General features: G+C 64.9%; 15 protein-coding genes. 8 read left to right on the top strand and 7 right to left on the bottom strand.

The genetic code is table 11. From position 1 onward, the window contains the following. Positions 1-16 precede the first annotated feature (16 nt). Genes rbfA through rimP form a run of 7 tightly spaced genes read right to left on the bottom strand, consistent with a single transcriptional unit; the run spans position 17 to position 6,910 of the window. The gene (gene rbfA / locus ACREBX_RS16715) at positions 17-421 is read right to left on the bottom strand and encodes a 30S ribosome-binding factor RbfA (protein ID WP_431562867.1); all 405 of its coding nucleotides are present in this window, start codon (positions 419-421) and stop codon (positions 17-19) included. Further along, a complete protein-coding gene (locus tag ACREBX_RS16710) occupies positions 418-975 on the bottom strand; it encodes a DUF1697 domain-containing protein (RefSeq protein ID WP_431562866.1) in 558 nt (185 codons plus the stop codon). The genes rbfA and ACREBX_RS16710 overlap by 4 nt, the downstream gene beginning before the upstream one ends. A 50-nt stretch (positions 976-1,025) precedes the next feature. Continuing rightward, on the bottom strand, positions 1,026-1,322 hold the full coding sequence (locus ACREBX_RS16705) for a GIY-YIG nuclease family protein (RefSeq protein WP_431562865.1): 297 nt from the start codon (positions 1,320-1,322) through the stop codon (positions 1,026-1,028). Between the two features lie 57 nt (positions 1,323-1,379). Beyond that, positions 1,380-3,923, bottom strand: a complete 2,544-nt coding sequence (gene infB / locus ACREBX_RS16700) for a translation initiation factor IF-2 (protein ID WP_431562864.1) — start codon at positions 3,921-3,923, stop codon at positions 1,380-1,382. Between the two features lie 17 nt (positions 3,924-3,940). After that, positions 3,941-4,711: a DUF448 domain-containing protein gene (locus tag ACREBX_RS16695; RefSeq protein ID WP_431562863.1), complete on the bottom strand. Its 771-nt coding sequence runs from the start codon at positions 4,709-4,711 to the stop codon at positions 3,941-3,943. Beyond that, on the bottom strand, positions 4,692-6,365 hold the full coding sequence (gene nusA, locus ACREBX_RS16690; protein WP_431562862.1) for a transcription termination factor NusA: 1,674 nt from the start codon (positions 6,363-6,365) through the stop codon (positions 4,692-4,694). The genes ACREBX_RS16695 and nusA overlap by 20 nt, the downstream gene beginning before the upstream one ends. Next, complete coding sequence (gene rimP, locus ACREBX_RS16685; protein ID WP_431562861.1) at positions 6,365-6,910, bottom strand: ribosome maturation protein RimP; 546 nt, start codon at positions 6,908-6,910, stop codon at positions 6,365-6,367. The genes nusA and rimP overlap by 1 nt, the downstream gene beginning before the upstream one ends. 206 nt (positions 6,911-7,116) lie before the next feature. On the opposite strand from rimP, the gene ACREBX_RS16680 reads away from it, so the two are divergent. The 8 genes from ACREBX_RS16680 (at position 7,117) to ACREBX_RS16645 (ending at position 12,078) form a co-directional block, all read left to right on the top strand. After that, positions 7,117-7,392, top strand: a complete 276-nt coding sequence (locus tag ACREBX_RS16680) for a metal/formaldehyde-sensitive transcriptional repressor (protein ID WP_431562860.1) — start codon at positions 7,117-7,119, stop codon at positions 7,390-7,392. Between the two features lie 8 nt (positions 7,393-7,400). Beyond that, positions 7,401-8,321 (top strand): CDF family Co(II)/Ni(II) efflux transporter DmeF, encoded by a 921-nt coding sequence (gene dmeF / locus ACREBX_RS16675; RefSeq protein ID WP_431562859.1) that lies wholly within the window; start codon positions 7,401-7,403, stop codon positions 8,319-8,321. Positions 8,322-8,580: 259 nt separating this feature from the next. Next, entirely contained in the window at positions 8,581-8,787 is a 207-nt protein-coding gene (locus ACREBX_RS16670; RefSeq protein ID WP_037514749.1) for a cold-shock protein, read from the top strand. A gap of 90 nt (positions 8,788-8,877) precedes the next feature. Further along, the gene (locus ACREBX_RS16665; protein ID WP_431562858.1) at positions 8,878-9,099 is read left to right on the top strand and encodes a hypothetical protein; all 222 of its coding nucleotides are present in this window, start codon (positions 8,878-8,880) and stop codon (positions 9,097-9,099) included. A gap of 39 nt (positions 9,100-9,138) precedes the next feature. Continuing rightward, positions 9,139-9,702 carry a helix-turn-helix domain-containing protein gene (locus ACREBX_RS16660; RefSeq protein WP_431562857.1) on the top strand — a complete coding sequence of 188 codons (564 nt, stop codon included), beginning with the start codon at positions 9,139-9,141 and terminating at the stop codon, positions 9,700-9,702. A gap of 47 nt (positions 9,703-9,749) precedes the next feature. Further along, positions 9,750-10,349 (top strand): HD domain-containing protein, encoded by a 600-nt coding sequence (locus tag ACREBX_RS16655; protein ID WP_431562856.1) that lies wholly within the window; start codon positions 9,750-9,752, stop codon positions 10,347-10,349. Between the two features lie 151 nt (positions 10,350-10,500). Continuing rightward, positions 10,501-11,649 carry a cell wall hydrolase gene (locus ACREBX_RS16650; protein WP_431562855.1) on the top strand — a complete coding sequence of 383 codons (1,149 nt, stop codon included), beginning with the start codon at positions 10,501-10,503 and terminating at the stop codon, positions 11,647-11,649. Positions 11,650-11,691: 42 nt separating this feature from the next. After that, entirely contained in the window at positions 11,692-12,078 is a 387-nt protein-coding gene (locus tag ACREBX_RS16645) for a VOC family protein (protein ID WP_431562854.1), read from the top strand. Positions 12,079-12,137: the final 59 nt, after the last annotated feature.

The raw sequence follows: 12,137 nt of genomic DNA, 5'->3' as shown, positions 1-12,137 counted from the left end.
GCTTGGCCGCCGAATATCAGACCTCGTCGCCTTCGCCGCTCGTCAGATCGCGCGCCACCTTCGGATCGCGCAGCAATTTGTCGATATGGCTCGCCTCGTCGAAGCTTTCGTCCGACAGGAATTTCAGCTTCGCGGCATATTTCATGCTCATCTTTTCGGCGACGCTCTTTTGCAGCCACGCGGTGTTGGTACGCAGCGCCTTCAGCACCGCTTCCTCATTTTTGCCAAGCAGGGGTTTCACGAACACCGTCGCGTGGCGGAGGTCGGGCGACATGCGGACTTCGGTGATGCTCACCGGATGCTTGGTCAAGAGCTCGTCATGGGCGTCGCCGCGCGCGAGGATTTCGGACAGGATATGGCGCACCTGTTCGCCGACGCGCAGCACGCGGACCGAGGGGCCTTTTTCCTTTTCGGTTTTCATGGCTCCGCTTTCTCCAACTGGTCGAGCTTGTCGATAATCCGGGCGATCGAGCGCATGTTGCGCGCCGTGCCCTTATGTTCCAACCGCCGCTCGATCAGCCGCGCGGTCAATTTGCTGTCGGCCACGCCGTCGCCATAGTCGATATAAAGCGCCCGGTCGCCGGGCGCGAGACGCTCGTTCGGCCTGGTCCACTTGTTGGCCGCCAGCGCGTCGAACTGTTCCGCGGTCGGCTGTCCGTCGAGGAACATCGTATGGACGAACTTGTCCTCGTTCGTCCCCGCAAACGGATTATCGGCGATCGCCGCGGCGAGTTCGTCGCGGCTCCGCACCAGGGCGGCGCAGCGCATGTCGAAGCGGTCTTCGACCATCAGCGTCAGCTTTTCCTCGAGCCCGCGCGTCGGCCGCGCGGGGTGCGAGAAGATGACATTGCCGCTGGCGACGACGGTCTCGACGTTCTCAAAGCCCTCGGCCTCGAACGCCGCGCGCAAGTCGGCCATCGTCAGCCGGTTGCCACCGACGTTGATGCTGCCGAATAAAGCGACGTAGCGAGCCATGCTGGCGCCTTCCTATTCTTGTGTCCCCGCGAAGGCGGGGATCCAGAGCGTCAAGGCGCCAATGTCGTATATAAATCGTTCCACAGCGGATTATTCTCTTCGATCTCGCGCAATTTCCACGCGCGATTCCATTTCTTCATGCGAAGTTCGTGGGCGCGCGCATCCTGAATATCGTCGAACGCTACGAACCACACAAGCAGCTTGCAGTCATAGGATTTGGTGAAGCCGGGAACAACGCCTTCGCGATGTTCCCAGACTCGCTTCGCCAGATTGCTGGTTACGCCGATATAAATGGTGCCGTTCCGACCGCTGGCCATGATGTAGACATAGCCGGGCCTGTTTCCCATCCATCGATGCTCCATACCGCTCTGGACCCCCGCCTTCGCGGGGGCACAAAGTGGGTTTTACAGCGTCCGTTCGCGCAGTTCGACTTCGAAGACTTCGAGGTGGTCGCCCGCCTTGATGTCGTTGGTGTCCGCCAGCACGACACCGCATTCGAGGCCGGCGCGCACTTCGGCGACATCGTCCTTGAAGCGGCGGAGCGACGAGATGGTCGTTGCCGAGACGATGACGTCGTCGCGCGTAAGGCGTGCGTGCAGCCCCTTGCGGATCGAGCCTTCGAGCACGAGCAGACCCGCGGCCTTGTCGCGCTTGCCGGCGGGGAAGACGTCCTTGACTTCGGCGCGGCCGACGACGGTTTCGACGCGTTCCGGACCCAGCTCGCCCGCCATTTCCTTCCTGATTTCGTCGGTCAGGTGATAGATGACGTCATAATACATGAAACGGACGCTTTCGCGCTTTGCGATGTCGCGCGCCTTGGCGTTCGGACGAACGTTGAAGCCGATGATCGGCGCCTTGGTCGCCGCCGCCAGCGTCACGTCGCTTTCGGTGATCGCGCCGGCGCCCGACTGGAGCACGCGGACGCGAATCTCGTCGGTCGACAGCTTGTTCAGGGCATTGACGATCGCTTCGACCGATCCCTGCACATCGCCCTTGATGATCACCGGGAACTGGATGACGTTCGCCTTGTCGGCAAGCGCCTCGAACATGCCTTCGAGGCTGACCGGCGCCTGGACGGTGCGCTTCTTGAGCGCCTCGCCATGACGATAGGTCGCGACTTCGCGGGCACGCGCTTCGTTCTCGACGACGGTGAGCGTGTCGCCCGCCATCGGAACGCCGCCCAGACCGAGCACTTCGACCGGCATCGACGGGGTGGCGGATTTGATCTGCTTGCCCTGGTCGTCGATCAGCGCGCGAACACGGCCGCTTTCGGCGCCGCAGACGAAGATGTCGCCGACCTTGAGCGTACCGCGGCGGACGAGGATCGTCGCCACGGGGCCGCGCCCCTTGTCGAGCTTCGCCTCGACCACCGTGCCTTCGGCTGCGCGGTCGGGGTTGGCTTTCAGCTCCATGATTTCGGCCTGCACCGCGATCGCGTCGAGCAATTTGTCGAGACCGGTCTTCTTCAGCGCCGACACTTCGACATTCTGCACGTCGCCGCCCATTTCCTCGACCACCAGCTCATGTTCGAGCAGGCGTTCGCGGACGCGCTGCGGGTTGGCGCCTTCCTTGTCGACCTTGTTGATCGCGACGATGATCGGAACGTTCGCGGCCTTCGCATGGTTGATCGCCTCGATCGACTGCGGCTTGAGCCCGTCGTCGGCCGCCACCACGAGGATGACGATGTCGGTGACATTGGCACCGCGCTGACGCATCTCGGTAAAGGCTTCGTGGCCCGGCGTATCGAGGAAGGTGACGAGCGAGCCGTCGGGGGTCGTCACCTGATAGGCGCCGATATGCTGAGTGATGCCGCCGGCTTCGCCCGCCTGCACATTCGCACCGCGGAGCGCGTCGAGCAGGCTGGTCTTGCCGTGGTCGACATGGCCCATGATCGTAACGACCGGCGCGCGCGGCTTCAGATGTTCGGCATCGTCGACATCTTCATCGTGACGGATGTCGATGTCGCCTTCGCTGACGCGGATGATCTCGTGCCCGAATTCGGTGACGAGCAATTCGGCGGTGTCCTGATCGATCGTGTCGGTGCTTGCCGACGGGACGCCCATCTTGAACAGCGCTTTGACCAGATCGCTGGTCTTTTCGGCCATACGGTTGGCGAGATCCTGAACCGTGATGCTTTCGGGCACGACGACTTCGCGAACCTGCTTCTCACGCGGGCCCGACGATGCGGTGTGCGAACGCTTTTCCTTTTCGCGGGCGCGCTTCAGCGCCGCGAGGCTGCGCGCGCGCGCGCCTTCGTCTTCGTTCAGCGCACGGGTGACGGTCAACTTGCCCGACTGACGGCGGCTGTCGCCGCCGCGAGTTGCCTTCGGCTCGGGACGCTTGGGTTCGGGGCGCTGCGGAGCCGCGACCGGCGTAAAGCGACGCGGAGCCGGAGCAGCGCTGGTCGTCGCGCGCGGCGCAGGCGTGGGGGCTGCTTCGCCCTGCGGCTGAACAACAGCGGCGGGTGCTTCGGCGGCGGGCGCGGCAACGGCAGCGGGCGCGGCAATCGGTTCGGCCGCCTTCGCCGTCGCTTCTTCGGCGCGCGCCTTTTCTTCCTCGACCGCGCGAGTGCGCGCAGCATCGTCGCGGCGGCGATTGTCCTCGAGCGCATTCATACGCGACTCTTCGGCCTCGCGCAGCAGCTGCGCCTGGCGTTCCTGCCGCGACATCAGACTGTCGTTTTCGCTGACACGGGGCGCGGCCGGCTTCGGAGCGGGCGCGGGTGCCGGAGCGGGCGTGGGTGCGGGCGCCGGAGCGGCCTCGACCTCTTCGACCTCGACCGGCGCGGCTTCGCCCGGACGGCCCAGCACACGGCGACGCTTCACCTCAACCACCACCGTATTCCGGCGCCCGTGGCTGAATTGTTGCTGCACCTGCCCGGCCTCGACCGTCCGCTTCAGCCCCAGGGGCTTGCGGGTAAGGGTCGGTTTGTCCTGTTCGTCACTCATCGAAACTTATCATTCCTTCAAAACGCGTCCGAAGCGGCGTCGCTGGTCGGCAACGCCCCATTTTTTTCCTCGTCAGAGACTGACGCGGCATGCGGGTCGGAATCGCGGTTGGCCGCGTCCCTACTCCATCCTGTGAAAAACTGCCAGCGGCTCAAATGCGCCAGCACGCGGTCTGCGGCGCGGGCGTCGATCAACGCCAGATGCACCGCATTCTCCCGCCCTAATGCCATAGATAGGGTGCCGCGGTCCACCGGCAAGACCCGGCCCTCGCGGCGCGAGCCTTCGTCATCCTCGCCGACACGCCACGCCTGCGCCAGTTTCTTGCGCCCATCCTCGCCCGCGTCATTGGCGTGGAGGAGCAGGCGAACCTGACCCTTGCGCGCCGCCGTCTCGATCTTTTCATTGCCGCTGAGCAAGGTGCCAGAGCGTGATTCCAGCCCCAGCCGGTCGAGCGTCGCGCGCTGAAGCTGCGCCTCGATACGCGCGCCAAGATCGTCGGGAATCGTGAAATTGCCGTCCTGAAGCGCGCGCGCAAGGCCGCCCTTCAGCTTGCCCTTTGCCTGCGCCGCTTCAAGCGTGGCGCGATCGACACCGATCCACGCGCCGCGTCCCGGCGCCTTGCCATGGACGTCGGGCGCAATCGCGCCGTCGGGCCCGAGCGCAAGGCGCACGAGCCGTTCGGCCGGCGAAACCTCGCCGGTGATGACGCAGCGCCGCTCGGGCACATGCTGGCCGCGCCGTCCAGCGCGGTCTGGTTCGCTCAGCTGATCATTGTGCGGGGTCCGCATCGGCGGCCTCCCCGTTTTGCGGCTCCGCCGCGGACCCAGCTTGCGGCGCAGCGTCTTCAGCCTCTGCCGCCGGCTCGCTCGACTCTTCGTCGTCGAACCAGTGGGCGCGCGCCGCCATGATGATTTCGTTGCCCTGTTCTTCGCTCAGGCCATATTCGCCCAGCACGCCGCCCTTGTCCTCGGCGCGTTCGCTGCGCGGCGGGCCGCGGCGGTTATCGGTGCGCTTCTTGGCGATCAGCTCGTCGGTCGCGAGGTCGGCGAGGTCGTCGAGCGTCTTGATCCCGGCCTTGCCGAGGATGACGAGCATCGCTTCGGTCAGGTGCGGGATTGCCGCCAGATCGTCCTCGACGCCGAGTTCGCGGCGCTGGGCGCGCGAGGCTTCTTCGCGGCGTTCGAGCCCTTCGGTCGCGCGGCTTTGCAGCTCCTGCGCCAGTTCCTCGTCGAAACCTTCGATCCCGGCGAGTTCCTCGATGCCGACATAAGCGACTTCTTCGAGTTCGCCGAAGCCTTCGGCGACGAGCAGCTGGGCAAGCGTTTCGTCGACGTCGAGTTCTTCCTGGAACATCGTCGAGCGTTCGACGAATTCGCGCTGGCGCTTCTCGCTCGCGTCGGCCTCGGTCATGATGTCGATCTGGCTGCCGGTCAGCTGGCTGGCGAGACGGACATTCTGGCCGCGGCGGCCGATGGCCAGCGACAGCTGGTCGTCGGGAACGACGACTTCGATGCGGCTGTCATCTTCGTCGATCACGACGCGCTGGACCGTTGCCGGCTGAAGCGCGTTGACGACGAAGGTCGCGGTGTCTTCGGACCAGGGGATGATGTCGATCTTTTCGCCCTGCATTTCCTGGACGACCGCCTGAACGCGGCTGCCCTTCATGCCGACGCAGGCGCCGACGGGGTCGATGCTGCTGTCATAGCTGATGACGCCGATCTTGGCGCGCGAGCCCGGGTCGCGGGCGGCGGCCTTGATTTCGATGATGCCGTCGTAGATTTCGGGCACTTCCTGCGCGAACAGCTTTTTCATGAAGTCGGGGTGCGCGCGGCTGAGGAAAATCTGCGGGCCGCGGGTTTCGCTGCGCACCGACAGGATCAGCGCGCGGACGCGGTCGCCGACGCGCATCAGTTCGCGCGGGATCTGCTGGTCGCGGCGGATCACGCCTTCGGCGCGGCCGAGGTTGACGACGATGTGGCCGAATTCGACCGACTTCACGACGCCGGTGATGATCTCGCCGCCGCGATCCTTGAATTCCTGATACTGGCGTTCGCGATCGGCTTCGCGGACCTTCTGGAAGATCACCTGCTTCGCCGACTGGGCGTCGATGCGGCCGAGGTCGACCGCGGGCAGCGGGTCGACGATGAAGTCGCCAAGCTGGGCGTCCTTCTGCAGCTTCTGGCCGGCCGCCAGATCGACCTGTTTGAAATAATCCTCGACGGTCTCGACGACTTCGACGACGCGCCACAGGCGCAGGTCGCCGGTCTGGACATCGAGCTTGGCGCGAATGTCGTTCTCGGCGCCATAGCGGGCGCGCGCGGCGCGCTGGATCGCTTCTTCAATGGCCTCGATGACGATGCCCTTGTCGATCATCTTCTCGCTGGCGACGCTGTTGGCAATCGCCAGCAGTTCGGCGCGGTTGGCGGAAATGGCAGTGGCCATCAGTCCTGTCCTTCTTCTTCCATTTCGTCGGCGCCCTCGATCGAGAGCGGGACGGTTGCGGCAATCAATTTGTCGGTGAGAACGAGCTTCGCCGTATCGATCGCGTCGAACGGCAGCTTGTGCTCCACACCCTCTTTATCCGAAATCAAAACGACATCGCCGTCGATACCGATCAGCTCGCCGTTGAAGCGCTGACGTCCGTCGCGCTTTTCCTTCAGCGCGATCTTCGCCTCGTGCCCCGCCCAGTCGGCGAAGTCGGTGCGGCGCGTCAGCGGCCGGTCGATGCCCGGCGACGACACTTCGAGCCGATACGCCTGCTCGATCGGGTCCTTGCCCGCCTCTTCGAGCGCGTCGAGCTGCGCCGAAATGCGGCGCGACAGGTCGGCGCAATCCTCGATCGTCAACTGGCGCGTGTCGGGGCGCTCGGCCATGACCTGCAACGTCGGATCGCTCTCGCCGCCAAAGAAAGCGACACGCACGAGCGCAAGGCCCATCGCCTCGGCTTCGGGCGCGATGATCGCATTGAGGACGTCGAGATCGGCCAATGAAATTTCCCGTTTCGGATGACCGGAAAGCATGTGGGTACAGCCGCCGCGGCCCGCGGCCCCGACGTCCCAACTGGCTAACCATGTCAAGAAGTACGGCGCATATAGGCTTTGGCGGATGAGTCGGCAAGGGGGGAATGCGGTTTCACCGCCGCGCCGGGCACCGCAATTGCATCGACCGCGAATATAGGATAGGGGGGTATCCTATGTCACACACACACTCCAACAAGGATCAGCTCCTCGCACGCACCCGGCGAATCGCTGGGCAGATCACGGCGATCGAACGCGCGATTGCGGACGACGCGGGTTGTGCAGCGATCCTGCATCAGGTCGCGGGGGTCCGCGGCGCGGTTGCCGGACTGATGGACGAACTCGTCGCCGAACATATGCAGTCGCATGTCGTCGCATCGGGTCTGTCGGACGCCGAGCGCGCGCAAGGCAGCGACGAACTCCTCGCGGCGATCCGTCGCTATGCGAAATAGGGGCTGACATGTCTTTCGATAGCGAGATCGAGGCGCTGGCCCACGACCATGTCTTCCTCGGCAAGCGGCACGACGAGAATGCCCGGCGTACCTTGTGGGTGGTCGCGCTCACCGCGGTGATGATGGTCGGCGAGATTGCCGCGGGCCTTGCCTTCAATTCGATGGCGCTGCTTGCCGATGGCTTCCATATGGCGACGCATGCGGGCGCGCTCGGCATCGCGGCGATCGCCTATGCCTATGCGAAGCGCCACGCCCATGGGCGCCGCTACAGCTTCGGCACCGGCAAGGTCGGCGACCTCGCCGGCTTCGCCTCGGCGCTCGTGCTCGGCATCGTTGCGCTCGGCATCGCGTTCGAATCGGCGATGCGCCTTGTCGATCCGCGGCCGGTCGCCTTTACCGAGGCGACGATCATCGCGGTGATTGGGCTAGGGGTGAATATCGTGAGCGCGCTGCTGCTTGGGCACGGACATGATCACGACCATGGGCATCATCACGGTAACGACCATCATCATGGCCATGCGCACGAGCGCGATAACAATCTCCGTTCGGCCTATCTGCATGTCGTCGCCGATGCACTGACCTCGGTGCTCGCGATCGCCGCCTTGCTCGGCGGGCGCTATCTGGGCTGGGTGTGGCTCGACCCGTTGATCGGGATCGTCGGATCGGTCGTGATTGCGGTGTGGGCCTGGTCGCTGATGCGCGATACGGGCGCGGTGCTCCTCGACGCGACCGACGCCGCGATCGAGGCCGAGATCCGCGAACTCGTTGAAGGGCCGGGCGACGCTAAGATCACCGACCTCCACGTCTGGCGCGTCGGCCCCGGCGCGCATTCGGCGATCATCAGCGTCGTCGGCGCAACGCGCGAGGCCATTTGCGCGCGGGTCAAACCAGTGCATGAGATCGAACATCTAACGGTCGAGATACGCTGAATTTGATCGGGTAGGGCAGCGTTGTCGGTATCGGATACGCCCGGTAAATTCCGCCCGATTATTTCCCCTGTAAATGTACCGGAATTTCGGAAATTGCCAAAAACCTTGACTTTTTGGCAAAAAAATTCCATTCATTCCGAGCTAACGTCGCCTGCGACGGAAATTTGATGCCTTGCGGCGGATACTTCCCTTCACGCGCTACCAGCTCCTCCGGTGCTTTTGCCGGTTGATTATTTGTTTTCGTGAAAGGAAACACCCCATGCCTATCGGCACCGTAAAATTCTTCAACAGCGACAAAGGCTATGGTTTCATTGCCAATGAAGATGGCTCGGGCGACAGCTTCGTCCACATCAGCGCCGTCGAGCGCGCCGGAATGGCGACGCTGAACAAGGAACAGCGCGTTTCTTACGAGCTGGAAACCGACCAGCGCGGCAAGACCTCGGCTGTCAATCTTCAGCCTGCTTGAATGATAACCGGCTGGCGCCTTTCGGGCGCCGGCCGGACCATTCGCCGATAATTCGGCACCATGCTCGCGCAGTCACCAAAGGATAATCCTATGGATATGAACGAGCTTTTCTACCGGCACCAGATGGCCCTGATGGCCACCCGCCCCCTGCACGGCGCCAGCGCGCGCCATGCCGATTTCGATCTGTCCGGTCATTATGCCGACCGCATCGACGCCTATCGCGCCCGCCGCGGCATGAGCAAGTATTTCGCTGAACCTGCGTGCCCCGCGCCGCCGGCCGCCTGGCCCACCCTCCCGCATTTGCCCAACTAGGCCGTTCCAGCGGCGGGCCTTCGGCGCTATGCTTACCGCGTGACCCAAGCCGTACTGCCATGTCGCAACCATCTGGGCGCATCGCTGCAGCGCTGGCGCGCGCTCAATCGCATCAAGCAGTCGGCGCTGGCGGGCGAGATGGGCGTCTCGCAAACGACGGTGTCGCGGTGGGAGGCGGGTGTGCTGACCCCCGGGGCAACCGAAGAGGATCGACTGACGCGCCTGCTCGCAGCGCGGCCCAGCTCGGCTGCCGACAGCGCCTTGCTCGACCTTGTGCGCCATTCGCCGCAGTCGGCACACTTGATCTGCGACCTGACGCATCGGCTTTTCGCCGCGTCGCCGGCGCGGATCTCCGGCTGGCGGGTCGGGGTCGAGGAGCTCACCGGAAAGTCGCTATGGCGATTCGCCTCGCCGGGCATCGCGCAGGGCGAGGCGGCGCTGGACGCGCTCGGCTGGTACGAACCGATCGCGCCCGCAGTTATCGTTGATACCGAATATGCGAATTTCGACGAACTCACGATCACCGCCGGCCAGCTTCGCTACACACGAATGCCGCTTTCGGACGGAAGCTTTGCGCGGCTGGTCCAGGACGGCGCCGCATAAATTATTCGGCGGCTTGAGTCGGCGATCCCGCCGGTTAGCCTCGCCGCATGACGACACCATATGCCATCGCCCCGTCGCGCCTCGCCGCGATCATCGACTTTCTGCAGGCGGCCGAAAAGCTGAAGGACACGCTGCGCAGCGGGATTACATCGAACGGCCGCGCTGAAAGCACCGCCGAGCATAGCTGGCGGCTCTGCCTGATGGTGATGCTGTTCGACCGCGAACTGGCAGATTGTGACCGGCTGAAGCTGCTCAGGCTCTGCATCGTCCACGACCTTGGCGAAGCGATTTCGGGTGACGTCCCGGCCACATGCCAAAGCCCCGACGACGGCCGCGCGGAGCGCGAGCGCGCGGATCTCGAGACATTATGTGCGCCGCTGCCCGACGACCTGCGCCGCGAAATCCTCGGTCTGTGGGACGAGTATAGCGGCGGCGCGACGCCCGAAGCCCGAATGGTCAAGGGTTTCGACAAGCTGGAGACGATGCTCCAGCACCTCATCGGGCGGAACGCCGCCGATTTCGACTATGCGTTTAACCTGACCTACGGCGCGCAGCATACCGTCCGGCACCCTCTGCTTTTTCAGATCCGCGAGCTGGTGGACGCGGCGACGCGCGAACGGATCGCGGCATGCGGGACGCGGAAATGACGAGGTCAACAAACCTGTCCGTCGCTTAAGTCCCGCCCCTTCGCCTGTCCCCGCAGCGTCTCATCGCACAGGCATAGCAACATTTTGTTGGCGTTTCAGCGTATAAGGCTGGCTGACACCGCGTCCGCGCGAATCGGCGACGGGCGGAGCGATGGAATTTGATGCGCGAATGAAGCCCGAACTGTCCCTGACCGCCCGCTCGACGTGGCGCGACCCGGTGCCGGAAAAACCGGCGGGACCGGGGCGTGCGTTCTGGGCAGCGATCATCGCAGTGGTCGCGGTCGCGTGCCTCGCCTTCCTGCTGTCGAGCGGCCAGTTCCGTGCGCCCAGCTTCTTCGGACCATATAGCGTGTCGGTGCCATTGAACTTTCGCGCCTATGATCCCGAGCGCTGGGCGATCATGAACGCCGAGGATTATGAGGACGCGCTGAAAATCGACCCGACGCTGCCCAATCCCGACAGCGTCGGCTTTGGCGACGCGGCCGCGATGCCCCCCGCCGACCCCGCGTTGCTGCGCGAGGAAGCTTTCGTCGGGCCGCCCGCGAAACCCTATGTTTTTCGTGGGGTCACCGCGCTCGACCGCGAGCGCGCGCATTACTGCCTGACCGCCGCCATCTATTACGAGGCGGCATCCGAAACCGACGACGGCATGCGCGGCGTCGCGCAGACGGTGATCAACCGCGTCCGCCACCCGAGCTTTCCCAACACCGTGTGCGGCGTCGTCTTCCAGGGATCGCAGCGCGCTGGCGTGTGCCAGTTCACCTTCAGTTGCGACGGCGCGATGGCGCGCGCACCGAGCAAGCCCAATTGGCTGCGCGCAAGCCGCATCGCATCGGCGGCGCTTGGCGGCACTGTTTTCCCCAAGGTCGGCCTTGCCACCCATTATCACACGCAGGCGATCTGGCCGCGCTGGGGCAAGAGCCTGGTGATGACCAATATCGTCGGCGCGCACATCTTCCATCGCTGGCGCGGGCGCTGGGGCATGCCCGACGCATTTCGCGCTCCCTATCTCGGCCGCGAGCCGGTGCCCGGCCCCTATCTGCCGCTCGCGCAGCAACTGGCGATCCTGAAGGGTCAGGGCCTGCCGCCCGGCGCGGGCCCCGCGCCGATGCTCACGGGCGGTGCCGCGCCGCTTCCCGATACCGCCGCGGCCCCGCTGCCTGGCACAATGGCCCCCGCGGCGCCCGTCGCATCGCTGCCCGTCGCGGCTCCGGCCGCACAGGTTTATGCCGATCCGCGGCTGAACCAGTCGGGTCAGGTCCGCGAAGAATTCCGCGGCAGCGGAGAGTGGAAACAGTGAGGCAAACGGCCTAGGCTGCCCGCTTCACGACGGGAGGCCATCATGGGACATGTCAAAGGCATTGGCGGGCTGTTTTTCCGGGCGCGGGACCCCGAGGCGCTCGCCGCCTGGTATCGCGAACGGCTGGGCGTGGGGGGCGGGTGCAGCGCCGACGACAGCGTGCCGCCGAACCAATGGGTCTGGAATGTCACTGCGGGGCCGCTGGTTTTCGCGCCGTTCAAGGCCGACACCGACTATTTTCCCGCCGACCGCCAGCACATGCTGAACCTGCGCGTCGACGATCTCGACGCGGTGCTCATGCCGTTTCGCGCGGCGGGCGACGAAGTCATCACCAAGGATGAGTGGGACGACCCTGCGGTCGGGCGCTTCGCGCGCGTGCACGATCCCGAGGGCAATCCAATCGAGCTTTGGGAGCCGCCGAAGAGTTGATATTCTTGTCTGGCTAACGCCAGACGCGGCACCGGCCCGCTCCCCCACCCGGCCTCCCG

The organism is Sphingopyxis sp., from assembly GCF_050725655.1.
GTDB lineage: Bacteria > Pseudomonadota > Alphaproteobacteria > Sphingomonadales > Sphingomonadaceae > Sphingopyxis.
The sequence above is the reverse complement of the archived record's forward strand: the minus strand, read 5'-3'. Positions and strand labels throughout refer to the sequence as shown.

Bases quoted from the DNA above. Each gene is read 5' to 3' on its own strand.
- ACREBX_RS16670 (WP_037514749.1), top strand. From the start codon at position 8,581: ATGCCTATCGGCACCGTAAAATTCTTCAACAGCGACAAAGGCTATGGT.
- ACREBX_RS16655 (WP_431562856.1), top strand. From the start codon at position 9,750: ATGACGACACCATATGCCATCGCCCCGTCGCGCCTCGCCGCGATCATC.
- nusA (WP_431562862.1), bottom strand. From the start codon at position 6,365: ATGGCCACTGCCATTTCCGCCAACCGCGCCGAACTGCTGGCGATTGCC.
- ACREBX_RS16645 (WP_431562854.1), top strand. From the start codon at position 11,692: ATGGGACATGTCAAAGGCATTGGCGGGCTGTTTTTCCGGGCGCGGGAC.
- infB (WP_431562864.1), bottom strand. From the start codon at position 3,923: ATGAGTGACGAACAGGACAAACCGACCCTTACCCGCAAGCCCCTGGGG.
- ACREBX_RS16705 (WP_431562865.1), bottom strand. From the start codon at position 1,322: ATGGGAAACAGGCCCGGCTATGTCTACATCATGGCCAGCGGTCGGAAC.
- rbfA (WP_431562867.1), bottom strand. From the start codon at position 421: ATGAAAACCGAAAAGGAAAAAGGCCCCTCGGTCCGCGTGCTGCGCGTC.
- ACREBX_RS16680 (WP_431562860.1), top strand. From the start codon at position 7,117: ATGTCACACACACACTCCAACAAGGATCAGCTCCTCGCACGCACCCGG.
- ACREBX_RS16665 (WP_431562858.1), top strand. From the start codon at position 8,878: ATGGATATGAACGAGCTTTTCTACCGGCACCAGATGGCCCTGATGGCC.
- ACREBX_RS16650 (WP_431562855.1), top strand. From the start codon at position 10,501: ATGGAATTTGATGCGCGAATGAAGCCCGAACTGTCCCTGACCGCCCGC.
- dmeF (WP_431562859.1), top strand. From the start codon at position 7,401: ATGTCTTTCGATAGCGAGATCGAGGCGCTGGCCCACGACCATGTCTTC.
- ACREBX_RS16710 (WP_431562866.1), bottom strand. From the start codon at position 975: ATGGCTCGCTACGTCGCTTTATTCGGCAGCATCAACGTCGGTGGCAAC.
- ACREBX_RS16695 (WP_431562863.1), bottom strand. From the start codon at position 4,711: ATGCGGACCCCGCACAATGATCAGCTGAGCGAACCAGACCGCGCTGGA.